The 23,291-nt window shown below is 68.7% G+C and carries 23 protein-coding genes; 4 read left to right on the top strand and 19 right to left on the bottom strand.

The window, feature by feature from the left end:
• Nucleotides 1–11 precede the first annotated feature (11 nt).
• A complete protein-coding gene (locus ROZ00_03120; GenBank protein MDT3735198.1) occupies nucleotides 12–1,886 on the top strand; it encodes a potassium transporter Kup in 1,875 nt (624 codons plus the stop codon).
• 17 nt (nucleotides 1,887–1,903) lie between these two features.
• Here the strand turns inward: ROZ00_03120 and ROZ00_03115 are convergent, their stop codons facing one another.
• The 15 genes from ROZ00_03115 to ROZ00_03045 form a co-directional block, all read right to left on the bottom strand.
• A complete protein-coding gene (locus tag ROZ00_03115; GenBank protein ID MDT3735197.1) occupies nucleotides 1,904–3,358 on the bottom strand; it encodes a sigma-54 dependent transcriptional regulator in 1,455 nt (484 codons plus the stop codon).
• Nucleotides 3,359–3,457: 99 nt separating this feature from the next.
• Nucleotides 3,458–5,194 (bottom strand): hydrogenase maturation protein, encoded by a 1,737-nt coding sequence (locus ROZ00_03110; protein MDT3735196.1) that lies wholly within the window; start codon nucleotides 5,192–5,194, stop codon nucleotides 3,458–3,460.
• On the bottom strand, nucleotides 5,194–6,243 hold the full coding sequence (hypE, locus tag ROZ00_03105) for a hydrogenase expression/formation protein HypE (protein MDT3735195.1): 1,050 nt from the start codon (nucleotides 6,241–6,243) through the stop codon (nucleotides 5,194–5,196). The genes ROZ00_03110 and hypE overlap by 1 nt, the downstream gene beginning before the upstream one ends.
• Entirely contained in the window at nucleotides 6,240–7,373 is a 1,134-nt protein-coding gene (hypD, locus tag ROZ00_03100; GenBank protein MDT3735194.1) for a hydrogenase formation protein HypD, read from the bottom strand. Before hypD ends, hypE begins: the two co-directional genes overlap by 4 nt.
• Nucleotides 7,370–7,606 (bottom strand): HypC/HybG/HupF family hydrogenase formation chaperone, encoded by a 237-nt coding sequence (locus tag ROZ00_03095; protein ID MDT3735193.1) that lies wholly within the window; start codon nucleotides 7,604–7,606, stop codon nucleotides 7,370–7,372. The genes hypD and ROZ00_03095 overlap by 4 nt, the downstream gene beginning before the upstream one ends.
• Nucleotides 7,607–7,680: 74 nt before the next feature.
• Nucleotides 7,681–9,981, bottom strand: coding sequence for a carbamoyltransferase HypF (hypF, locus tag ROZ00_03090; protein MDT3735192.1), 2,301 nt, complete (start codon nucleotides 9,979–9,981; stop codon nucleotides 7,681–7,683).
• A gap of 1 nt (nucleotide 9,982) precedes the next feature.
• Nucleotides 9,983–10,858, bottom strand: coding sequence for a hydrogenase nickel incorporation protein HypB (gene hypB, locus ROZ00_03085; protein MDT3735191.1), 876 nt, complete (start codon nucleotides 10,856–10,858; stop codon nucleotides 9,983–9,985).
• Nucleotides 10,859–10,869: 11 nt separating this feature from the next.
• A complete protein-coding gene (hypA, locus tag ROZ00_03080) occupies nucleotides 10,870–11,211 on the bottom strand; it encodes a hydrogenase maturation nickel metallochaperone HypA (GenBank protein ID MDT3735190.1) in 342 nt (113 codons plus the stop codon).
• On the bottom strand, nucleotides 11,204–12,385 hold the full coding sequence (locus tag ROZ00_03075; protein ID MDT3735189.1) for a nickel-dependent hydrogenase large subunit: 1,182 nt from the start codon (nucleotides 12,383–12,385) through the stop codon (nucleotides 11,204–11,206). The genes hypA and ROZ00_03075 overlap by 8 nt, the downstream gene beginning before the upstream one ends.
• A gap of 185 nt (nucleotides 12,386–12,570) precedes the next feature.
• Nucleotides 12,571–13,038 (bottom strand): hydrogenase maturation protease, encoded by a 468-nt coding sequence (locus ROZ00_03070; GenBank protein MDT3735188.1) that lies wholly within the window; start codon nucleotides 13,036–13,038, stop codon nucleotides 12,571–12,573.
• Nucleotides 13,035–14,894, bottom strand: coding sequence for a PAS domain-containing protein (locus tag ROZ00_03065; protein MDT3735187.1), 1,860 nt, complete (start codon nucleotides 14,892–14,894; stop codon nucleotides 13,035–13,037). Before ROZ00_03065 ends, ROZ00_03070 begins: the two co-directional genes overlap by 4 nt.
• A 25-nt stretch (nucleotides 14,895–14,919) precedes the next feature.
• Complete coding sequence (locus tag ROZ00_03060) at nucleotides 14,920–16,386, bottom strand: Ni/Fe hydrogenase subunit alpha (protein MDT3735186.1); 1,467 nt, start codon at nucleotides 16,384–16,386, stop codon at nucleotides 14,920–14,922.
• Between the two features lies 1 nt (nucleotide 16,387).
• A complete protein-coding gene (locus ROZ00_03055) occupies nucleotides 16,388–16,924 on the bottom strand; it encodes an NADP oxidoreductase (GenBank protein ID MDT3735185.1) in 537 nt (178 codons plus the stop codon).
• Nucleotides 16,921–17,637, bottom strand: a complete 717-nt coding sequence (locus ROZ00_03050) for a 2Fe-2S iron-sulfur cluster-binding protein (protein ID MDT3735184.1) — start codon at nucleotides 17,635–17,637, stop codon at nucleotides 16,921–16,923. Before ROZ00_03050 ends, ROZ00_03055 begins: the two co-directional genes overlap by 4 nt.
• Nucleotides 17,630–19,417, bottom strand: a complete 1,788-nt coding sequence (locus ROZ00_03045; GenBank protein ID MDT3735183.1) for an NADH-ubiquinone oxidoreductase-F iron-sulfur binding region domain-containing protein — start codon at nucleotides 19,415–19,417, stop codon at nucleotides 17,630–17,632. Before ROZ00_03045 ends, ROZ00_03050 begins: the two co-directional genes overlap by 8 nt.
• A gap of 208 nt (nucleotides 19,418–19,625) precedes the next feature.
• On the opposite strand from ROZ00_03045, the gene ROZ00_03040 reads away from it, so the two are divergent.
• A complete protein-coding gene (locus ROZ00_03040) occupies nucleotides 19,626–19,904 on the top strand; it encodes a hypothetical protein (GenBank protein ID MDT3735182.1) in 279 nt (92 codons plus the stop codon).
• Between the two features lie 8 nt (nucleotides 19,905–19,912).
• Nucleotides 19,913–20,449 carry a flavin reductase family protein gene (locus ROZ00_03035; protein MDT3735181.1) on the top strand — a complete coding sequence of 179 codons (537 nt, stop codon included), beginning with the start codon at nucleotides 19,913–19,915 and terminating at the stop codon, nucleotides 20,447–20,449.
• Here ROZ00_03035 and ROZ00_03030 read toward each other — a convergent pair.
• Nucleotides 20,442–21,266: a hypothetical protein gene (locus tag ROZ00_03030; protein MDT3735180.1), complete on the bottom strand. Its 825-nt coding sequence runs from the start codon at nucleotides 21,264–21,266 to the stop codon at nucleotides 20,442–20,444. The genes ROZ00_03035 and ROZ00_03030 overlap by 8 nt on opposite strands.
• A 90-nt stretch (nucleotides 21,267–21,356) precedes the next feature.
• On the opposite strand from ROZ00_03030, the gene ROZ00_03025 reads away from it, so the two are divergent.
• Nucleotides 21,357–21,980, top strand: coding sequence for a methyltransferase domain-containing protein (locus ROZ00_03025; protein MDT3735179.1), 624 nt, complete (start codon nucleotides 21,357–21,359; stop codon nucleotides 21,978–21,980).
• Here ROZ00_03025 and hybE read toward each other — a convergent pair.
• The 3 genes from hybE to ROZ00_03010 are packed head-to-tail and all read right to left on the bottom strand — an operon-like array spanning nucleotide 21,977 to nucleotide 23,244.
• Complete coding sequence (hybE, locus tag ROZ00_03020; GenBank protein ID MDT3735178.1) at nucleotides 21,977–22,516, bottom strand: [NiFe]-hydrogenase assembly chaperone HybE; 540 nt, start codon at nucleotides 22,514–22,516, stop codon at nucleotides 21,977–21,979. The genes ROZ00_03025 and hybE overlap by 4 nt on opposite strands.
• The gene (locus ROZ00_03015; GenBank protein MDT3735177.1) at nucleotides 22,500–22,745 is read right to left on the bottom strand and encodes a HypC/HybG/HupF family hydrogenase formation chaperone; all 246 of its coding nucleotides are present in this window, start codon (nucleotides 22,743–22,745) and stop codon (nucleotides 22,500–22,502) included. The genes hybE and ROZ00_03015 overlap by 17 nt, the downstream gene beginning before the upstream one ends.
• A gap of 1 nt (nucleotide 22,746) precedes the next feature.
• Nucleotides 22,747–23,244, bottom strand: a complete 498-nt coding sequence (locus ROZ00_03010) for a HyaD/HybD family hydrogenase maturation endopeptidase (protein MDT3735176.1) — start codon at nucleotides 23,242–23,244, stop codon at nucleotides 22,747–22,749.
• Nucleotides 23,245–23,291: the final 47 nt, after the last annotated feature.

Here is a 23,291-nt window from a genome sequence, read left to right as displayed (position 1 = left end):
AGGCAAGCATCTTGTCCGCAAGCACCGTCAAGGAACGCACCGCCGCTCTCTCGCTGGCCGCCCTGGGGGTGGTCTATGGCGACATCGGCACCAGCCCCCTGTATGCCATGAAGGAAATCTTCGGCGGAGCGCACCACCCGGTTCCGATCACGCCGGAGAACGTGCTGGGCCTGCTCTCGCTGATCTTCTGGTCGCTGATGGCGGTGGTCAGCCTCAAGTACGTGCTGTTCATCATGCGCGCCGACAACAAGGGCGAGGGCGGCATCATGGCCCTGATGGCGCTGGCCCTGCACCCGATGAAAAAGGACGCCTGGCAGCGCCGCGCCATCGTCGTGCTCGGCCTGTTCGGCGCCGCACTCTTTTACGGCGACGGCGTCATCACGCCGGCCATCTCGGTGCTGTCGGCGGTCGAGGGCCTGGAGGTCGCCACTCCGGCGCTGAAGCCCTACGTGCTGCCGCTGTCGCTCGTCATCCTCGTCGCGCTCTTCGCGGTGCAGCGCCACGGCACGGCCGCGGTGGGCAGGCTCTTCGGTCCGGTCATGGTGCTCTGGTTCCTGACGCTCGGCACGCTCGGCGCGGTCAGCATCGCCCGCGACCCGGCCATCCTGCAGGCCCTCGGTCCCTGGCATGCGCTGCGCTTCTTCGAGGCCAATCCGGTGCTCGGCTTCTTCTCGCTCGGCGCCGCGGTGCTGGTGCTGACCGGCGCCGAGGCCCTCTATGCGGACATGGGCCACTTCGGCCGCCGGCCGATCCAGCTGGCCTGGTTCGGCCTGGTGCTGCCGGCGCTGCTGCTCAACTACTTCGGCCAGGGCGCCCTGCTGCTGCGCAACCCGGAGGCGGTCGCCAACCCGTTCTACCTGCTGGCGCCGGACTGGCTGCTGTATCCGATGGTGGGCCTGGCGACGGCCGCCACGGTGATCGCCTCGCAGGCGGTGATCTCGGGCGCCTTCTCGATCACGCAGCAGGCCATCCAGCTCGGCTTCTCGCCGCGCATGGACATCAGCCACACCTCCGACCGCCAGATCGGCCAGATCTACCTGGCCGGCATCAACTGGACGCTGCTGGTCGCGGTGGTCGCGCTGGTGGTGGGTTTCGGCAGTTCCTCGAACCTCGCCGCCGCCTACGGCATCGCCGTCACCGGCACGATGTTCATCACCGACCTGCTGGCCTTCGTGGTGGCCCGCTATGTCTGGGGCTGGCCGTTCTGGCGCGCCTTCCTCGGCGCCCTGCCCTTCGCCGTCATCGACCTGATGTACTTCTCCGCCAACTCGATCAAGATCGCCGACGGCGGCTGGTTCCCGCTGGTCTTCGGCCTCGGCGTCTATCTGCTCCTGTCGACCTGGAAGCGCGGCCGCGAACTGCTCAACGCGCGGCTGGCTGCGGATGCCATGGACACCCGCAGCTTCGTCAAGGGCATCGACGAGGTGCCGCGCATACCGGGGACGGCGGTGTTCCTCTCCCCCAACCCGGAGAACGTGCCGCAGGCCATGCTGCACAGCCTGAAGCATTACAAGGCGCTGCACGAGCGAGTGGTGCTGCTGTCGGTGAACGTCATCGACGCGCCGCGCTGCATCGAGTCCCGCCGCGTCACGGTGGAACGGCTGCCCGGCAACTTCTGGCTGGTCAAGGTGTTCTACGGCTTCATGGAACAGCCCAGGCTGCCGGAAGCGCTGGAGTGGTGCGCCGACGACGGCCTCGACATCGATCCGATGGACACTTCCTACTTCCTCGGCCGGGAAACGCTGATCCCGCGGTTCGATTCCGAAATGAGCCTCTGGCGCGGCAAGATCTTCGTCGGCATGTTCCGCAACGCCGGCAGCGCCGCCGGCTTCTTCGGATTACCGGCCAACCGCGTCGTCGAATTGGGAACCCAGGTCGTGTTGTAACGGGAGGATCGTTAGCGTCAGGAGGCGCCGTTCTTCCGCTCCAACCCATACCGCGTCAGCTTCGCCCGCAGCCCCACGCGCGACAGCCCCAGCTCATCCGCCACGCGCGTCTTGTTCCAGCGGTGTCGCACCATCGCCTCCTTCAGCACGCGCGCTTCGAGCATTTCGAGGCGGTCCTTGAGCGAGCCGTTGATGCCGGAGAGCATGCGCAGCTCGGGCTCCTCCTCGATGCTGGCGGCCTGCACGACGCGGCCGTTGAGGTATTCGGCGCCTAGCCAGTCGGAATCGCTGAGCGCCAGCATGCGGTGGATCTCGTTCTGCAGCTCGCGCACGTTGCCCGGCCAGCGGTAGGCGGTGAGGCAGTCCATCGCCTCCTGCGTGAAGCCCTTCACCGGCTTGCTGAGCGCAAGCTTGGCCTTGTCCAGCACCTGCTGCGAGATGAAGGGGATGTCCATCGGCCGCGCGCGCAGCGCCGGCACGTGCAGCGTCATGGTCGACAGGCGGTAGTAGAGGTCCTGGCGGAAGCGGCCCTGGCGCACGTCCTCCTCGAGGTCGCGGTTGGTGGCGGAGACGACGCGCACGTCCACCGAGATGGTCTTGGTGCCGCCGACCGGACGGATCTCGCCCTCCTGCAGCACGCGCAGCAGCTTCACCTGGAAGGCCGGCGAGGTCTCGCCGATCTCGTCGAGGAAGATGGTGCCGCCGTCGGCCTGCTGGAAGAGGCCGATGCGGTCCTCGTAGGCGCCGGTGAACGAGCCGCGCTTGTGGCCGAAGAGTTCCGATTCGAGCAGGGTGTCGGGCAGCGCGCCGCAGTTCTCGACGACGAAGGCCTTGTCGGCGCGGCCGCTGCGGTAGTGCATGGCGCGCGCCAGCAGCTCCTTGCCGGTGCCGGACTCTCCGGTGATGAGCACGGAAATGTCATAGGGCGCGATGCGCTCGACCAGGCGGCAGAGGTCGTTCATCGGGCTGTCCGGCGCGCGCACCAGGCGGTCGGTGTCGAAGGCGCGCTTGACCTGCGCGCGCTTGGCGTCGACGCGGCTGCGCGCCACCGGGCCGGCGGTGCGCAGCTCGATATTGAGGCGCTGGTTCTCCTCCTGCAGGCGGTGCAGCTCGGCCGCCGCGCGCACGGTGAGCAGCAGCGACTCGGGCTGCCAGGGCTTGAGCAGGTACTGGTAGATGCCGGCCTCGTTGATGCCGGAGATGATGTCCTCGGTCTCGGTGTAGCCGGAGACGATGATGCGCACCGTGTCGGGCCAGCGGCTGCGCGCCTCCTTCAGCGTCTGCACGCCGGAGATGCCGGGCATGCGCTGGTCGCAGAGGATGACGTCGACCGGCTCGCGCTCGAGCAGGGCCAGCGCCTGCTCGCCGCTGGAGGCGGTGAGCACCTCGAACTCCTCCTCGAGCGTGCGGCGCAGGGTCTCCTGCGAGCGGATTTCGTCGTCGACCACCAGGATTGTGGGTAGTGTTGCCATCGTCTTCTCCTTGACTGCCTGTGTGGGAGCGGCCTGCTGGCCGCAAAATCCCCCGGCCCTTCGGGCCACCCCCTTTTTCAAAGGGGGTTATCGATGCCTCTATGCCGCCCTCGTTTTCAATACCGCCTGTTTCTGCCACATGTTCTGCCGGTGCCGCGCCAGGTGCAGCGGCGTCCACGCGTGCGGCACGCGATGCACGAAGTGGTAGCGCGCGACGTGGTAACTCGGGTCGAAGCCGTAGAAGTTGAGCTTCATGCGCGCAAGCTCTTCGGCGCGGTGCGCTTCGAGCGGCTTCACCGCCTCGTCGCGGGCGCGGGCGGCGCGCTTGGCTTCGATGAGTTGCGCCAGGTCGGGCCGCGCCGCGAGTTCGATGGCCTGCCGCCGCACCTGCGCGGCGAAGGCCGGCACGTCTGTACCGAAGCAGGCGTCGATGAGGCCCTGCGCCACGGCCTGCTTCGCGCCGATGGGCAGGCGGTGCTGCGTGATGGCATGTGCCCGCTCCCAGCCGACGCGGCGCGGCAGGAGGTAGGTCCAGTACTCCGAACCGTAGAGATTGCCCATGCCCTTGTAGTGCGGGTTGAGGATGGCGCCCTCGCGCGCGACGACGCGGTCGGAAGTCAGCGCCAGGAAGACGCCGCCGGCGCCGGCGTTGCCCTGCATCGCGGCGACGACGTAGTGGCTGCCGCAGTCGAGGATGGCGCGGCAGAGGTCGTCCATGGCGTTGATGTTGGCCCAGGATTCGTCGGCCGGGCTCTCCGCCGCCTCGATGGTGTTGAGATGGATGCCGTTCGACCAGAAGTCCGGCCCGCCCATGAGCACGATGACTTTCGTGTCGCCCTGCGTGGCTTCGAGGAAGGCGTCGCGCAGGCGCAGGCAGTCCGCCGTCGACATGGCGCCGTTGTAGAAATCGAAGTGCAGGAAGCCGACGCCGGCTTCCTCTTCGTAGGCAATGTCCTGCCAGGTGGAGGGATCGCGTGAGGGAAGCACGGGCAGCGCGGACTCGGGCACGCCGGCCGCTTCGGGTAAAGCAAGTACCGCCGGCAGCTTGAAGGTGGGCTGGTCGGACTTGCGTTTGGCGTGGGTGAGCCATACCGCGCCGTCGACCGTGGCGCGGCACAGCGCGCCCTGGCGCTGCGCGATGATCGCGCCGGGCTGGGCGCCGCGCAGCGTGCCCTCGGCGTGGCCATTGAACAGCCAGCAGTCGACGCCATTGATGCGGTCAGCGAGGCCGGGGAAGCTGTCCGCGGCGCGCAGTTTCCTCAGCACCGTCGCCGTGTCGTCGCGCGTCCAGTCGACACGGCGGTTGTCCTGCTTCATGAGCGGGCGCTCGGTGCCCCGCACTTCAGGGTTCGCATAGTCGAGCGGCACCGGCTTGAAGTTGCCTTGTTCGAACTTCTCCACCGCCTCCAGCACGGCGGCGGTGGAGGCTTCGGTCACCTCGTTGCGGTAGAGGCTGCTCTTGCGCGCCGCGCGCATGGGGAAGGTGCGCGTCGCCCAGATGTCGCCGCCGTCCATCACGGCGTTGGCCTGCAGCACGGTGACGCCCCACTCCGTTTCATTGTTCATGATCGCCCAGTCCAGCGCCGAGGGGCCGCGGTCGCCGACAATGCCCGGATGCACCACCAGGCAAACCCGCTCGCGCCACACCGCCTCGGGAATCGCCCGCTTGAGGAAGGGGGCGATGACGAGGTCCGGCTGGAACAGCGCCACCGCCTCGACGGCGACGTTGTCGTTGATGTCGAACTCGATGGAAACCTCGTGGCCGCGCTGCGTCAGCTCGACGTACAGGCGCTGGGCGAGGCTGTTGAAGCTGTGGGCGAGGAAGAGGATTTTCATCAACAGATCCTCGGCAGCTGTTCGCCGGTCAGCCAGTCGACGATGCGCTTGCCGCCGAAGCCGGTCTCCATCTGCACGAAATGGTGCGGGTCTTCGTGCACCGAGCCGATGATCGCCGCTTCCGCGCCAAGGGGGTGGGCGCGCATCGTCGCGAGCAATGTATCGGCATGCTCCGGCGCGCAGATGCAGATCAGCTTGCCCTCGTTGGCGACGTAGAGCGGATCGAGGCCGAGGAATTCGCAGGCGGCCTCGACCTCCTGCCGCACCGGGATGGCTTCCTCGCGCAGCATCATGCCGACGCCGGACTGGCGGGCGATCTCGTTGAGCGTGGTGGCGAGGCCGCCGCGCGTCGGATCGCGCATGGCATGGATGTCCGGCACCGCCTCGACCATGCGCGCGACGAGGTCGTGCAGGGCAGCCGTATCCGATTCGATGCTGGTCTCGAAGCCGAGGCTCTCGCGGCTCGACATGATCGCCACGCCGTGGTCACCCAGGGTGCCGGAGACGAGGATGGCGTCGCCCGGCCGCGCCCGGTCGCCGGAGATGTTCACGCCCTCCGGCACCACGCCGACGCCGGTGGTGGTGATGAAGACGCCGTCGCCCTTGCCCTGCTCCACCACTTTCGTGTCGCCCGTCACGATGGGCACGCCGGCTTCGCACGCCGCGTGCGCCATCGATTCGACGATGCGCTTCAGGTCCGCCAGCGGGAAGCCCTCCTCGAGGATGAAGCTGGCTGACAGATACAGGGGCTTCGCGCCGGACATGGCGACGTCATTCACCGTGCCGTGCACCGACAGGCAGCCGATGTCGCCGCCGGGGAAGAACAGCGGCGAGACGACGTGCGAATCCGTCGCCATCACCATGCGCCCGCTTTGCACCGCAAAGCAGGCCTGGTCGTTGGCCGCGCGCAGCCAGTCGTTGTCGAAGGCGGCGAGGAACAGCTCCTCGATCAGTTGCGCCATCGCCCGTCCGCCGCTGCCGTGGGTCATGTCCACGCGGCCGTGCTTGAAATCGACGGGACGGATGTAGCCTTTTCTGACGTTGTTCATGAGGTCACCGCGTCCTTGTAGCGGCCGTAGGTGTAGTGCGCCGCGCAGGCGCCTTCGGAGCTCACCATGCAGGAGCCCATCGGGTTCTCCGGCGTGCACACCGTGCCGAACAACTTGCAGTCCTGCGGACGCTTGAGGCCGCGCAGGATCGCGCCGCACTCGCAGGCCTTGTTGTCGGCCACCGACTTGTATTCGATGCCGAAGCGGCGCTCGGCGTCCCAGGCCGCGTACTTCGCCTTGATGCGCAGCGCGCTGTAGGGCACTTCGTTGAGGCCGCGCCATTCGAAGCTCTTTCTCAGCTCGAACACCTCGGCCACCAGGTTCTGCGCCTTGACGTTGCCCTCGCGCGTGACGGCGCGGGAGAACTCGTTCTCCACCTCGGCGCGCCCCTCGTTCAATTGCCGCACCAGCATGAGGATGGCCTGCATGACGTCGAGCGGCTCGAAGCCGGCGATCACCACCGGCTTCTCGTATTCCTCGGCGAAATGCTCGTAGGGCTGGCTGCCGATCACCGTCGACACGTGGGCCGGGCCGATGAAGGCGTCGAGCGGCACCGTGCCGTGCAGCCTGACTTCCGGCGACTCGAGGATGTTGGCGATGGCCGAGGGCGTCAGCACGTGGTTGCAGAACACGGTGAAATTCTTCAGGCCGAGCTTTTCCGCCTGCACGATGGCCACCGCCGTCGGCGGCGTGGTGGTCTCGAAGCCGATGGCGAAGAACACCACTTCGCGCTCCGGGTGGTCCTGCGCCAGCTTCAGCGCGTCGGCGCTGGAATACACCATGCGCACGTCTGCGCCGCGCGCTTTGGCCTTCAGCAGCGAGAGCCCGCCGGAGGCCGGCACGCGCAGGCAATCGCCGTAGGTGGCGAGGATGACGCCGCGGTTGAGCGCGAGATCGATGGCGTTGTCGATGCGGCCGATGGGCAGCACGCAGACCGGGCAGCCGGGGCCGTGGATGAGGCGGATGTTGTCCGGCAGCAGGTCGGAGAGGCCGTAGCGCGAGATGGCGTGCGTGTGGCCGCCGCAGAACTCCATGATGTGGTAGCTGCGGTCGGCGCGCGTCTCGGCAGCGATGGCCGCCGCGATGACGCGCGCAGTCTTGCCGTCGCGGAATTCGTTGATGTACTTCACGCTGGCGCAGCTCCGAGGTTTTCGCCGAGCTCGGCGAAAAGGGCCAGCGTCTTCTCGGCCTCCTCCGGGTCGAGCTTCTGGATGGCGTAGCCGACGTGCAGGATGACGTAGTCTCCGACGGCGATGCCGTCGACCAGCGCCAGCGATATCTCCTTGCGCACGCCGCCGACGTCGACCATCGCCTGGTCGCCTTCGCGCAGTTCAACCACCTTCACCGGTATTGCGAGGCACATATCTCACTCCGTAGGTCGGGCTTCAGCCCGACAATTTCCGTCAATCAACCGCTGCTGTCGGCCTGAAGGCCGACCTACATCTGCATCGCCACCCAGGCCTGGCCGAGGCTTAGGCCGCCGTCGTTGGGCGGCGCCTGCCGCGCTTCCAGCGCTTCGAATCCATTGGCTTCCAGCCGGCGCCGCACGCCTTCGCTGAGTATCCGGTTGAGGAAGCAGCCGCCGCCGAGGGCGACGCGCGCAATGCCGCTTTCCTGGGCGGCGCGCTGCACCCACGCAGCCAGCGCCTCGGCCAGCGTGGCGTGGAACAGCGCGGCAGCGAAGCCGGCGTCGCGCTCGTCGGCCAGCCGCGCCAGCAGCGGCAGCAGGTCGAGCGTGCCGTCCGCGCCGAGGACGAAGCCGTCGCGCATCGGCTCCACCGCGCCGTGTTGCGCAGCCTGACTTTCGTAGAGCATCGCCGCCTGGCTCTCGAACGCGGCGACCTCGCGCACGCCGGCCAGCCCCGCCGCGGCATCGAAGAGCCGGCCGCAGCTCGAGGTGGGCGGCGTGTGCGCGTTGCCGCCGAGCATCATGGCGACGGCGCCGGCGGCGCGCTGCTGCGGGAATCTTTCCCTGATCTCGCTGCCGCGCCCGAGCGCGAAGAGCGCCGCCGCGGCCATGCGCCAGGGTTCGCGCGCCGCCTTGTCGCCGCCCGGCAGCGCCAGTTCGCGCAGGTGACCGAGGCGGGCGAAGCGCTCGTTGTCCACCTGCAGCAGCTCGCCGCCCCAGCTTCCCTTGTCGGTGCCCATGCCGACGCCGTCAAGCGCCAGGCCGAGCAGCGGCCCCGTGATGCGATGTTCAGCCGCCACCGCTGCGATGTGGGCGTGATGGTGCTGCACGGCGACGGCCTTCAGGCCGCGGCTGCGCGCGAAATCCGCGGCAAAGCGCGTACTGTGGAAGTCCGGGTGCAGGTCGTGGGCGACGAGTTCCGGCTCGATCTCCAGCAGGTCCATCATGCGCTGCGCCGTCTCCTCCAGCGCGCGGCAGGTCGGCGCGTTGTCGAGATCGCCGATGTGCTGCGAGAGAAAGGCCTCGTCGCCGCGCGTGAGGCAGATCGTGTTCTTGAGGAAGCCGCCGGTGGCGAGGACGGAGGGGCCGGCTTTGGCGAGTTTGATCGCCTGCGGGGTGAAGCCGCGCGCGCGGCGGATGAACTGGGCTGCGCGCACGACGCTGTCGTCCACCCGCGCGACGATCTCGCGGTCGTGCAGGAGGTAGGCGTCGGCGATGCCTTTCAATCGTTCCAGCGCCTCGGCGTCGTCGCGCACGATGGGCTCGCCGCCGGGGTTGGCGCTGGTCATGACCAAAGTCAGTCGCTGCGGAACGGCGAGCCATTCCGTGCCGGCCGGCCGGCCGGCCGCCTCGTGGAAAAGCAGGAACTGGATCGGCGTGCACGGCAGCAGGACGCCGAGTTCGCCCAGCCCCGGCGCAACGCCCGGCAGCGCCGCGTCGCAGCCTTCACGTTTCTCGAGCAGCGCCACCGGCCGCTCGCGCGACGCGAGCAGCACGCGCTCGGCCTCGCTCACCTCGGCGTAGGGCGTGACGGATTCGGCATTCGCGAACATCACGGCGAAGGGCTTCTCCTCGCGGTTCTTGCGTTCGCGCAGGCGCGCCACCGCTTCAGCATTGGTCGCGTCGCAGGCGAGGTGGTAGCCGCCGAGGCCCTTGATGGCAATAATCTCGCCGTGCTGCAGGCGCGCCAGGGTTTCGGCGATCGGGTCTGCCGCCGCGATCGGATCGCCCGCCGCGTCGCGCAACGCGAGACGCGGGCCGCATTGGGGGCAGGCGTTCGGTTGGGCATGGAAGCGGCGGTCGGCCGGGTCGTCGTACTCGCGACGGCAGGCCGGGCACATGGCGAAGGCCGCCATGCTGGTGTGCGGGCGGTCGTAGGGCAGGCGCCGAGTCACGGTGTAGCGCGGGCCGCAGTGCGTGCAGTTGATGAAGGCGTGGCGCCAGCGGCGGCTGGCGGGATCGAACAGCTCGGCGAGGCAGTCCGGGCAGGTGGAAGTGTCGGGCGTCACTGCGGTGTTCGCCGTGCCGTGGCGACTGACTTTTATTTCGAAGCCTTGCGCGTCAGTTAGCGGGGCGTCCTCGGCTTTCACCGAGGTGACGCTGGCCAACGGCGGCGCTTCGGCCTCGATCCGCGCGATGAAATCCTCAATCGCCGCCACGGTGCCCTGCGCCTCGATGTCCACGCCCTCGCCGTCGTTGCGCACCCAGCCGGCAAGGTTCAACTCCTGCGCCAGGCGATAGACGAAGGGCCGGAAGCCGACGCCCTGCACCTGTCCGCGCACGCGGATGCGGCGGCAGACGGTGGATTGGGCGCGGGCGGCGACGGACATGTCAGTTCTTCGCGGAGGCCACGCCCTGCTCCAGCCAGGCGAGCCAGCCGTCCATGCCTTCGCCGCTCTTCGCCGAGACCTGCAGCACCTCGATCTTCGGGTTCACGCGACGCGCGTACTCGACGCACTTGGCGACGTCGAAGGAGAGGTGCGGCAGCAGGTCCGTCTTGGTCAGTAGCATGAGGTCGCTCGCCGCGAACATGTTCGGGTACTTGAGCGGCTTGTCCTCGCCCTCGGTGACGGAGAGGATAACCACCTTGTGCGCCTCGCCGAGGTCGAACTCCGCCGGACAGACCAGGTTGCCGACGTTCTCGATGAGCAGCAGGCCGCCTTCCTTCAGGTCGAGCCGCTCGAAGGCGTGGCCGACCATGTGCGCGTCGAGATGGCAGCCCTTGCCGGTGTTCACCTGGATGGCCTGGGCGCCGGTGGCGCGGATGCGCTCGGCGTCGTTGCTGGTCTGCTGGTCGCCCTCGATCACCGCCAGCGGATGGCGGCCGGCCAGCCGCTTGATGGACTCGACCAGCAGCGTGGTCTTGCCCGAGCCGGGGCTGGAAACGAGGTTGATGGCGAACAGGCCGCGTTCCTTCCATTCCTTGCGGTTGGCGCTGGCGTAGCCGTTGTTCTTGGCGAGGATGTCCTGCTCGATCTGCACCATGCGGCCGGGCGTGAGCCCCGGCGCGTGGGCATGTTCGTGGCCGTGATGGTGATGCCGCGGCGCGTAGCTGAGGCCGCCCGGCGCATGCGGATGCGTGTGCGCATGCCCGCCGTCGTGGTGGTGGGCATGGCTATGCACCGTGCCGTCTTCGTGGCGATGCTCGTGTTCGTGATCGCCCTCTATTTTCGTTTCGCCCTGGCCGCAGCCGCAGACTGTGCACATGGTTCCTCCGATTACTCGACTTCCAATTCCTTGACGCGCATCTCCGCGCCGCCCTGCACCTGCAGCTGGTAGCCGCCGCAGCGCGGACAGGGGTCGTAGCGTTCCGCCACCGGCACCGACGCGCTGCATTGCATGCACCAGCTGGTGCCCGGCACGGCGACGATCTCCAGCGCCGCGCCGTCGGCGACGCTGCCGCGCGTCACCGCGTCGAAGCAGAAGCGCATCGCCTCCGTCTCGACGCCGGACAGCGCGCCGATCTCCAGCCACACCGTCTTCACGCGCGCGAAGCCGGACTTCGCCGCCTGCTCCTCGATGATGGCGAGCACGCCTTCCGCCAGGCTCATCTCATGCATGCCTGACTCTCAGATCGTAGGCCACGCACGGGTCCAGCGCATGCGCCAGCAGCGCCGCCGCCTGCCGCACCTCGGCCTCGTTGCGCGCCGGGATGCCGGCGAGGCCGCGCACAAAGGCGCCCTGCGGGTGGAAATTCCATTCCGTCGGCGCCACGATGCGGTAGCGCGCCACCTGTCCGCCGTCCACCAGGGTCCAGTGGATCAATACGCCGCGCGCCGTCTCCACCGCCGCCAGGCCGGCGCCGCTGCCGGCCTGCGCCACGCGCAGCCACGGCGCGTCGTTGACGCCATGGCTGAGATCCCGCATGCGCCCGGCCAGCCGCGCCAGTTCCTGCAGGCGCGCGAACAGCCGCAGTCCCGCGCTGCGGCCGCGGCCGGCCAGCATGGCGGCCACCGCCGGCGCCCGGGCCTCGCGCGCCAGCGCCCCGCTTTCGGCCGGCGCGCCGCCCAGGACCGGCGCCGCGGCAAAGCCGTCGGACGCTTCGATCGCCGAGGCGATCCCGTCGGCCAGCGCCGCCGCGGAAGGCAGCGTCAGGAGGGCGGGCTCGTCCTTTCCCTTCCGCACCGGCGCGGCATCGCGCAGGAGCGCCAGCAACGGTGCGGCCAGCCCCCGGCCACGCTCGAGCCAGGCGGCGATGTCCTCTTCACCGGCCATTTCCAGGAAGCGCGCCGGCGTCATGCCGAGCAGCTCGCTCTCGAGGAAGTCCGCCAGGTCGCCCGCCAGCACGCGCCAGGCGCGCAGATCGCGCAGGTCGCCCGCTTCCGCCCACCAGGCCGTGCCGGAGGCGGCACGCTGGCGCAGATCGTCGAAGCGCCGGTGCATGACGACGAAGCGGGCGCTGCGCGCCGGCTCGCCGAGCAGCACCGGCAAGTCGATGAGGAAACGCCAGAGATGTTCCTGCGCGCACTCCGCCGCCACCACGAGTTCGCGCAGGCGGTCGACCGCGGCGGACATCGGCCGGCCGGCCGCCGCTTCCAGCGCGGCGGCCGCGGCCACGGTCTGGGCCCGTCCGCAGATGCTGAAGAGAAGCGGCACGCTGGCCACGGCCTGGGCAGCCGGTTTCCCTTCCAGCACCCGGCAGGCCAGGACGGGGCGCGACGAATTCACCGTCGCGCCGGTAATCTGCTTGCCATCCCAGGCGACTTCGAACTCCAGCTTGCCTTCCACGATCATGCGCTTTCCATTTCGCAAAGCTCCATGGATAACAAGAAGCATGCCGGCGACACAAGCGCATCTTGTCTTTTAACTACAAGATGTTACGCGCTAGCACAAGGACATATTCCGGCCTGTCCTGCCAAACCGGACAAGCAACTGGAAAGATACTAACCGGCAGAGGAATTTGCGCTCGTTGACCTGGATCAGCCAAAGCGCTGCCATTCGCCGGAAAGCAGGGATTCGACAAAGCCGGTGGCGGACGCCAGGTGCCTCCCTGCCTCCGCGCTGAGCGGCTCGCCCAGTTCGAAGGAATGGCCGCGGATCGTCAGCAGCCAGGCCGGCGGCGGGGCGCGGCCGGTCACCTGGCGGAACACCGCCAGCAGCGCCTCCGGCTTCATGGCATGGGTGGTATAGCCGAAATCCCGCGCCGGCTGCAGGCGGTCGAAGGCATGCGGCGGCACGCAGGACACGCTGGCATCGACGAAGAGCACGCGGTCGCGGCCCTCGAGGTCGAGGGCATGCTCGGGCTGCAACTGGAAGTCGGTGAGCAGATCCACTGCGCCCCATTCCGGATGGCCGGGCTGCGCCGCCGCGATGCGCTCGAGCAGCGCCGGCCCCAGCGCATCGTCGCCGCGGGACGGATTGCCCCAGGCGAACAGCAGCGTGCTCATGCGCCCAGGGTGAAGAAGAACGTCGCGCCCTGGCCGGCCACGCTCTCCGCCCAGACGCGTCCGCCGTGCCGCTCGACGATGCGCTTGACGACGGCCAGGCCGATGCCGGTGCCGGCGAAATCCTCCGCCCGGTGCAGGCGCTGGAAGACGCCGAACAGCTTGCCGGCATGCTCCCCGTCGAAGCCGACGCCGTTGTCGCGCACGAAATAGATGCGCCGGCCCTCCTCGTCGCGGCAGCCGATCTCGATGCGCGGATGCGCCTGCCCGGCCGAGAATTTCAGGGCATTGCCGATCAGGTTGATCCACGCCTGCCGGATCATGACGGGGTCGCAGCTTGCCTTGCCCAGGTCGCCCACCACGATCTCGGCGTCCGGATACGGCTCTGCCAGCTCGGCCACGACGCCGCGCGCCAGCGGCGTCATCAGGACCTCCTTGACGATGAAGTCGCTGCGCCCGAGACGGGTGAAGTCGAGCATGTCGTCGATCAGTTCGCCCATGCGCACGGCGCCGACCTTGATGCGCTCCAGCAGCTCGCGGCTCTCGGGGCTGAGCGTCTTCTCGTCCTCCTCCAGCACCGAGGCGTAGCCGTTGATGGCCCGCAACGGCGTGCGCAGGTCGTGCGAGATCGAATAGGAAAACGACTCCAGCTCCTTGTAGGCGCGCTGCAGCTCGGCGGTGCGCTCGTTCACCTTCGCCTCCAGCGCGGCGGCGAAGTCGCGCATGGTTTCCTCGGTCCGCTTGCGCTCGGTGATGTCCAGGTGCGTGCCGACGGCGCGCAGCGGCGCTCCCCTGGCGTCGCGCCCGATGACCCGGCCGCGGTCCAGCACCCAGACCCAGGCGCCGCTCTTCGCCTTCATGCGGTGCTCGGTCTCGTAGAAAGGCGTGCGGCCTTCCAGATGCGCATCGAGCACCTCGCGCACGCGCGGCATGTCGTCCGGATGAACCAGCCGCCCCCAGGAGCTGACGTGCGGCTCGATCTCGTCCAGCCGGTAGCCGATCATCTGCGCCCAGCGCTCGTTGAAGATCACCCTGCCGCTCGGAATGTGCCAGTCCCACAGGCCGAGGTCGGCCCCGTGCAGGGCCAGCTTCAGCCGCTCCTCCCGCTCGGCAAGCTCGTCCACCATGCGGTCATGCTCGCGCCGGCGCTGGCGCAGCACCCTGCCGACCGCGCCGATGCCGAGCATGCCGATCAGCCACAAGCCGCCATGCGACAGTCCGAGACCCCGCAACTCTTCGTCGTACTGGTTCCGATAGGGTTCCAGCGGCACGCTGACGCCGATGCCGCCGCGCACCTCGCCGACGCGCGTGTAGCCAAGGACGGCATGGCACTTGATGCAGCCCTCCTCCATGAGCATCACCTGGATGTAGCGCAGATAGGGCTTGCCGCCGATCTCGCCGACGGCCCACGCCTCCTGCCGCTCGCCGCGCACGAAGGCCTCCAGCTGGACGCGTTCCCACTCGTCCGGTGCATTGCCCGGATTGAGGTATTTCAGTCCGGTGATGCGGCCGCGGACGCCGTAGGTTTCGGCATATTCGTCCATCATCTGCCGCAGCATGGAGGCCGGGTTGAGCAGGGTCAGCCGCTGGCCGTCCGCCGTGACCACGTCCCGCTGGGGGATGTGCGACAGGAACGCCACTGGCTTCTGCTTCTCGGTGATGGGAACGTAGACCCCGCCGTGCGTCGTCGCCCAGCGGCGGATGGTGATGTCCTTGTTGAAGTTGGCCTGGGCCTCGCTGCGCGCCAGCTCCAGCATCTGTTCGCGCTCGCTGTAGACAGTCCAGGCGAGCGAGGCCAGGATCGTCAGCGTCCAGCCGACGATGACCAGGGCGAGCAGGGGAAAAGACTTCCTTGCCATGGGCGGATTCCCGGCGGGCCGCCGTTCAGGCTCCGTCCCGGCGCAGGCTGCCGATCGTCTCCCCGCCGGCGTCCACCAGCGTCAGTTCCAGCGGCATTTTCCCCAGCGCGTGCGTGGCGCAGGAGAGGCAGGGATCGAAGGCGCGGATCGCCACCTCGATGTGGTTGAGCAGTCCTTCGGTGAGCGTGCGCCCGTCGAGGTGCTGGCGCGCCACCTGGCGCACCGCCTCGTTCATCGCCTGGTTGTTGTGGGTGGTCGACACGATCAGGTTGGCGCTGACGATCTGGTCGTCCTCGTTGACGCGGTAGTGGTGGATCAGCGTGCCGCGCGGCGCCTCGATGACCCCGACGCCGCGCAGCTGCGGTTCGCCGCGCACGACGAGGTCGCCGCCGGAGAGGTCGTTGTCGAGCAGCAGCTCCTTGATGCCCTCGGCCGCGTGCAGCATCTCGATCATGCGCGCCCAATGGTAGCCGAGCGGCGCCGACAGCGCCGCGCCGCCGTCGAAGGCCTTGAAGGCGAGGCGCTCGGCCTCGGCCAGCTCGGTCGGGATGAAGTCGCACTGCGCCACCCGCGCCAGCGGACCGACGCGGTACCAGCCGGCCTCGCTGCCCTGCGCGACGATGAAGGGAAACTTCATGTAGGACCAGGGCTTCACCTCCTCGTGGATCAGCTCGTAGTAGCTCTGGTAGTCGGCATGGTCGAAGAGCGTGGCGCCGGCGGCATCGGTGGCGCGCAGGCCGCCGTGGTAAAGGTCGAGGGCGCCGTCGGCGCGCACCAGGCCGAGCCGGTTCGACTCGAAGCGGCCGAAGGATTCATAGAGTTTCGCGTGGTCGGCGAACAGCTTCTGGATGATGCCCACCGCCTCGCGGCTCCACTCGACGATGGTGTCGATCTCGCCGAGCAGGCCGGCGCGCTCGGCGCGGCTCAGGTTCTTGTTCACCCCGCCCGGCACCGAGCCGGTGCCATGCACCCGCTTGCCGGCGGTGTGGCGGATGATCTCCTGGCCGTACTTGCGCAGCAGCACGCCCTTCTTCGCCACCTCCGGCGCGACGGCGGCGACGCCGACGATGTTGCGCTTCGCCACGTCGGCGTCGAAGCCGAACAGCAGGTCGGGCGAGGCGAGGTGGAAGAAGTGCAGCGCATGCGACTGCAGGATCTGGCCAAGGTGCATCAGGCGGCGCATCTTCTCTGCGGTGGGCGTCAGCTGCTTCGCGCCGACGATGATGTCCAGCGCCTTCGACGCCGCCAGGTGGTGCGACACCGGGCAGATGCCGCACAGGCGCTGCACCAGCACCGGCACTTCCCAGTAGGGCCGCCCCTGGATGAACTTCTCGAAGCCGCGGAACTCGACGATGTGCAGCCGCACCTGGTGCACGCGGTCCTCGGCGTCGAGCAGGAGCGTCACCTTGCCGTGGCCCTCGACGCGGGACACCGGTTCGATGACGACCCGCCTCAGGTTCTCGGGATGGGCGGCGGTTTCGAGGGTGTCCATGTCAGTCGTAGTGCAGCATGTCGTAGTCGAGCTTCGGCTCGCGGCCGGCGGCGAGGTCGGTGAGGAACTTCCAGATGGCGTCGGCCGGCGGCGGGCAGCCGGGCAGGAAGTAGTCGATGCGCACCACCTCGTTGATCGGGTGCACCCTGTCGAAGGGCAGCGGCAGCTCGGGGTCGTTGGGGATCTGGCCCTTCTCCAGGCCGATGCCGTAGTGGTACACCTCCTGGAAGCAGTCCCACAGGTCGACGTTGTTGCGCAGGGCCGGGATGCCGCCGGTGATGGCGCAGGCGCCCATTGCCACCAGGATGCGGCAGTTCCTGCGGAATTCCTTCAGCACGTGCACGTTCTCGGCGTTGCAGACGCCGCCCTCGACGATGCCGATGTCGCAGGGCCCGCAGTGCTTGATGTCGGTGATCGGCGAGCGGTCGAACTCGACCGCCTTGACCAGCTCGAACAGCTTCTCGTCGATGTCGAGCAGCGACATGTGGCAGCCGAAGCAGCCGGCCAGCGAGCAGGTGGCGACTTTCAGCTTGGTCATTTTTTGGGCCGCTCCATGCCCGCCACCGGCACTTCGGCGATGTCGTGGTGGTCGTAGAGCCGTTGGCCGATCGGCACCGTGAAGCCGTGCCGCTTGCGGATGATGGCGCCGGTCGGGCACACCTCGGCGGCGCGGTCGGTCACCGACATGTCGGTGTCGGCCAGGCGCCCGCTCGCCGAGTTGACGATCAGGCGTGCCTTGATGCCGCGGCCGCCGATGCCGAAGACGTTCTTGCCATCCACGTCGCGGCTGGCGCGCACGCACAGCTCGCAAAGGATGCAGCGGTTGCGCTCCAGCAGCACGTCCGGATGCGAGGCGTCGACGTCGCGCGCCGGATAGAAGTGCGTGAAATGCGGCGTCAGCATGCCGAGATGGTAGGCCACCGCCTGCAGCTGGCAGTTGCCGCTCTTCTCGCAGGACGGGCAGATGTGGTTGCCCTCGACGAAGAGCATCTGCGTCAGCGCGCGCCGGTCGGCGTTGAGCGCCTCGGTCTCGCTCTCCACCTTCATGCCCTCCGCCGCGCGGTTGGTGCAGGCGGCGCCGAGCCGCCCGCCGATGTTCACCGTGCACAGCTTGCAGGAGCCGTGCGGCTTGAACTCGGGATGGTGGCACAGGTGAGGGATGTAGACGCCCGCCGCGGCGGCCGCCTCCATGATGGTCTCGCCCTCCTCGAAGGGGATGACCTTGCCGTCGAGGGTGAAGGTTTTAGTCATCGGCCAGGTGCGCCCACTCGTCGTCGCGGCCGGTAATCAGACGCGCGGTCTGCAATGCGCCGTCGAGGTCGAAGGCCGGCTCGAAGTCGAGCCGCTTCAGGCGCTTCTCGTAAGCGTCGGGGAACTTCTCCATCGTCTGCACCACCGGGTTGGCCGCCGTGTGGCCGAGGCCGCAGTGCGCCGTGCCGCGCAGGACGTGCATGATGTGCTTCATCTCGTTCATGTCGTAGGCCGAGCCCTTGCCCGCCGCCAGCTTGTCCATGATGTTGCGCAACAGCGAGGTGCCGACGCGGCACGGCGTGCAGAAGCCGCAGCTCTCGTGGGCGAAGAAGTGCGTGAAGTTGCGCGCCACCTCGAACATGTCGCGTTCGCGCGAGAAGACCATGAAGGCGCCCGCCGTGGCGAGGTCCTCGAAGGCGATGCGGCGGTCGAACTCGCGGAAGGAAATGCAGGTGCCGGACGGTCCGGAGACCTGCACGGCGTGGGCGTCCTCGGCGCCGCAGTCGATGAGGATCTGCCGCACCGTGACGCCGAAGGGGTATTCGTAGGCGCCCGGCCGCTTGCAGTCGCCGGAAATGGAGATCAGCTTGCTGCCCGCCGACTGCGGCGTGCCCAGGGCGGCGAACCAGGCGCCGCCGCGCTCGGCGATCTTCGCCGCGCAGGCGAAGGTCTCGACGTTGTTCACCACCGTCGGCTGGTTGCGGTAGCCGCAGCGGTCCGGGAAGGGCGGGCGGTTGCGCGGCTTGCCGGGCTTGCCCTCGAGCGACTCGATCAGCGCCGACTCCTCGCCGCAGATGTAGGCGCCGGCGCCGAGGTGGATCTCGATGTCGAAGTCGAAGCCTTGCTCGCCGAGGATGTTCTGCCCCAGCAGGCCGGCCTCCCGCCGCCTCGCCAGGACTGACTTTAGTTTTTCCAGCAGGTTCCTGTACTCGCCGCGCAGGTAGAGCAGGCCCAGCCGCGCGCCGATGACGCGGGCGCACACCGTCATGCCCTCGAACACCAGGTCGGCATGGCTGGCGAGCAGGACGCGGTCCTTGAAGGTGCCCGGCTCGCCCTCGTCGGCGTTGCACACCACGTAGTGCGCTTCGCCCTCGGCCTTGCGGCAGCTCGCCCACTTGGTCGCCGTCTTGAAGCCGGCGCCGCCGCGGCCGCGCAGGTTGGATGCATCGATCTCAGCCAGCGTCGCCTCGGCGCCGCGCGCCAGCGCCGCCTTCAAGGCCGCGCCCGGCACGAACGCCTCGCCGGTGAGCGGACCGGGCTTGCACAGGTTGTCGGGAACCTCGAACAGCATCGGCGGCCACTCGGCGAGCGGCTTGCGCGCGCGGATCAGCTCGGCGACGAGGTCGAGGCGCGCCTTGTCGAGCGAGGGGATGGCGTAGCCGTTCACCAGCATCGCCGGCGCCTGGTCGGCCAGCCCGATGTCGGCGGTGTCGTCGACATACACCAGGCCGTCCTCGGAGAGCTTGCGCGGCTCCAGCCACAGGCGCTCGCAGAAATACTGCTTGAGCGCCTCCTTGCCGGCCATCCTGTCGATGATGTTGTCCGAGAAAAGGATCTCGTAGGCACCGTGCGATTCGGCGTGGAAGAAGGCGTAGAAGCTCGCCGTCGACTCGATGCGCACGCGCGGCACGTCGAGCAGCTTCGCCAATTGGTCGAGCGTGTCGGACGGGATCGTGCCGCAGGATTCCTGCACCTCGCGCAGGATCTGCACCAGGTTGGCGGGATCGCGGTGCCAGCGGGCGACGATTCCTGGCAGGTCGCAGACGTCTTGGGCGGGCATGTTCCGGCGGGCGACTGGATGTTCCATTCAAATTACTTGCATTTAACCGCGACGGATTGACGCAGGTCAATCATCCTTTCGAGCGGTGCGAAAATGGGCGGCGGATGCCGGATGGATGCCCTTCCGATATCATTGCCGTGGCTGCCGGCGCGCCCGGCAGCCACCACGCTACGGGTTTTCCTGACAACCTCACGCAAAGGAAACAGCCATGCCCAGAACCGCCCGCTTCCTCGCCCCCTTGCTCCTCTCCGCCCTGCTCGCCGGACCCGCGCTGGCCGCGGATGCCGCCGCCGAGAAAGACCCGCTGCGCGCCGTGCTGCTGGAAAGCAAGGAGAAGAACCGCGGCGTCGCCATCCACGCCAACGGCGTCAGCATCAACGCCGTCGTCGTCTCGGTGGACGAGCGCTACGTCGTCGCGCGCAGCCAGCAGTCGAGCCGCATCGTCATCCGCCTCGACCGTATCGACGGCGTCTCGGCCTTCTTCTGAGCGCCGCCGTGAAGAAGCGCGCCCTGCCGCTCGGCCGCGTCTACGGCCTGCTCGAGCCGGGCCCGGTGCTGCTGGTCACCACCGCCCGCAAGGGCCGCGCCAACGTCATGGCGCAGTCCTGGCACTGCATGATGGAGTTCGAGCCGCCGCTGGTGGGCTGCCTGATCAGCGGCCGCAACCACAGCTTCGACGCCCTGACGGCGACGAAGGAATGCGTGCTCAACATCCCGACGGCGAAACTGCTGGACGAGGTGGTCGGCATCGGCACCTGCTCCGGCCGCAAGGTCGACAAGTTCGCCAAATTCGGCCTCACGCCGCGGCCGGCTTCGCAGGTCGGCGCGCCGCTCATCGAGGAGTGCTACGCCAGCCTGGAGTGCAAGGTGGTCGACACGCGCCTGATGAACCGCTACAACTTCTTCGTGCTGGAAGTGGTGAAGGCCTGGATCGATCCGAAGGAAAAGGACCCGCGCACCCTGCATCACCGCGGCGGCGGGCGCTTCATGGTGGCTGGCCGGACCATCCGCACCACCTCGCGGATCAAGTAGCACCGCCGGGGAGAGCCGCACGGGAATGCGCCGCGGCCGTCAGCATGCGCCCGCTGCGCAGGAGGATCCAGAACACGGCCAGCGGCAGGATCAGGGTCTGCAGCAGGAAGACGACGATGAGGCGGATGGCGTGCTCGACGGTCCTGTCGATGGTGTCGCCGAGCTGCTTGATGTGCCTGTCGAGCTGCCACCACTTCTTGTCGGCGGCGCCCTCGGCTGGGGCGAGCGCGCCGATGGCCTGCGAGGCCTGTTCGATGCCCTGCTGGCCGGCGGCGTACTGTGCCTGCATGAAGCCGCGATAGACGACGTCGCTCGCCATGCCGGCCGCCGGCACGATGAAGCGCACCAGCAGCAGCGCCACCAGCACGCGCGTGAGCAGCGACGGCGGCCGCCTTCTCTGCCAATACGGCCAGGCCCAGGCGAGGGCGACCAGCGTCAGCGCCAGCGACATGCCCCAGTGCACGCCCATCTCGATCAGCAGCAGTTGCACGCCGAAGGCGACGCTCGCCATGAGCATGAGGTCGGAGAAGCGCTCGACCAGGTCGTTCAACGGGTCGAGCATCTGGCCGGGCGTGAGGGTGACGCCGACGCCGAGCGGCTGCACGGAGAGCTCGGTGCCCTGGACGACGGAGATGACGGCATTCAGCGCCCGCGCGGTGGCGAAGCTCGCCACCGCGCGCTTGAAGCCGGCCTGCGCCTGGGCGCCGGCCAGGTCGTCGAGCGGCCTGAGCCAGGCGCAGGCCACGGCGACGGCCAGCAGCGCCAGCAGCAGATTGCGCCGCAGCGCTTCCATCCCGACGGAACCCTGTTCGTCCATCTCGCCGCCCCCCTTTTCCGTTGCGCGTTCCGGCACTTTACAGCAGACGGCGGCGGCTATACTGCGCGCTGGCGACGACAAGGACTGTGCATGTCACACGGCAACTGGTACGAACGCAACGTGCTGCCCTGGCTCATCGATTTCGCCTGCGGCATGAAGTCGGTCAGCCAGCAGCGGATGAAGGTGATTCCGCAGGCGCAGGGCCGCGTGCTGGAGATCGGCATCGGCACCGGGCTGAACCTGCCCTTCTACGACACCGGCCGCGTGCGCGAGCTCGTCGGCGTCGAGCCGTCGCTGCGCATGCACCGCCTGATGCTGAAGCGCAGCCGCGCGGCGCGGCTGCCGGTGGAGATCGTCGGCATCACCGCGGAAAGGCTGCCGCTGGCGGACGCCGTCTTCGACACGGTGGTCAGCACCTACACGCTGTGCACCATTCCCGATCCCGTTGCGGCGCTGCGCGAGGTGCGGCGCGTGCTGGCGCCCGGCGGCCGCCTGCTGTTCTCCGAGCACGGCCGCGCGCCGGACGAGAACGTGCGGAAGTGGCAGGGCCGCATTCAGCCCTTCTGGAGCCCGCTCGCCGGCGGCTGCAGGCTGGATCGCGACATCCCGGCCATCCTGAAGGAAGCCGGCTTCGAGCCGCAGGTGCAGTCGATGTACATCCCCGGCCCGCGCATCGTCTCCTACCACTACTGGGGCGAGGCGATTGCCGTCTAGCTGCGCCTGAAGACCGAGCCGAGGAATTCGCGCTTGCTCATCGGCCGCTCGAGGGCGGCCTGCTTCGGGTCGTCGAAGGCTGCCTTGTTTGGCGCTTGCGGCGCGGCCGCGGCGGGTTCGCTCTGCAGGGCTTCGAGCGCGGCCAGGGCGACCTCGCGTGCGCCGGCCTGGTCGGCGAACTGCGCCATGGGCGAGAACAGCGAGCAGGACTGGAACTCGCCGACCTCGGGCTCGTCGCTGCCGAGGAAGGCGAAATCGCCGGAGGGAAACTTGCGGAACAGGCGCAGGCCCGGCGCCACGCTCTGCCAGGATTCGGCCGCGCCCGGCACCAGCACCAGGTTCATGAACCAGGGCGTGACGACGATGCCGAGCCAGTGGTCCTGCCGGCGCGCGAAGCCGACGGCCTCGACGGAGAGCGCCGGGTTGAGGATGGGCACGTCGGCCATGGTCTCCGCCTGGATGCGGCGGAAGGCGGCTTCGAGCAGGCGCGAGGGATCTTCGGCGTGGGTGCGGAGCGTGCTACCAGGCGCGGACATCGGGGGATTCTTGCGCGAAGACTTCTTCCATCAGCGCCAGGGCCTCGCGGGCGCGCTCGGCGTCGACGCGCTCGTAGGCGAACTGGCCGTGCTGGATGAGCACGTAGTCGCCGACGGAGACCTCCTCGTGCATGAGAATGAGGCTGACCTTGCGCTGTTCTCCCGCCGTGTCGACCACGGCCATCAGGTCGTCGATCTCGAGGACGCGCGAGGGAATCGCCAAACACATGTCAATGCGCCTCGGCGGTTGCCCTGCGCGGCGTGAGAGGGATGCCGCGCGCGGCCAGCTGCGCCACGGCGGCGGCGACCATCTGCGGCACCTTCGCGGCGACGGTCGGCGTGAGCTCGGTGCCGAGTTCCAGGCTGAGCGGCTCGCAGCCGATCAGGACCAGGTCCTTCGGCGGGTCGCCGGCGAATTCGAGGCTCGCCAGCACGTCGCAGATGCTGACCTGGTGCGGCGAGAGCTTGCTGCGGAAAAACACCGGCACTTCCTTGCCGGTGAGGGTGATCACGGTGCCGGGCGCGCGCTTCGCCTTGACGGCATCGAGCACCACGAGCAGGTCGACGCCGGAGAGCGGGTCGAGCAGTTCCATGCCGGCGGTGCCGCCGTCGATGACTTCGATGCCCGCCGGCACCTCGTAGGCCGCGCGCAGCGCCTCGGCCGCGTGCACGCCGACGCCCTCGTCGCTGAGGATGGTGTTGCCGATGCCGAGGATGACGGTTCTCAAGCGTGCTCCGAAAAAAATGCGGGGGCGGACTCGCGCCCGCCCCCGAA

The sequence above is a fragment of the Denitratisoma sp. genome, assembly GCA_032027165.1.
Classification (GTDB): Bacteria; Pseudomonadota; Gammaproteobacteria; order Burkholderiales; family Rhodocyclaceae; genus Desulfobacillus.
The sequence above is the reverse complement of the archived record's forward strand: the minus strand, read 5'-3'. Positions and strand labels throughout refer to the sequence as shown.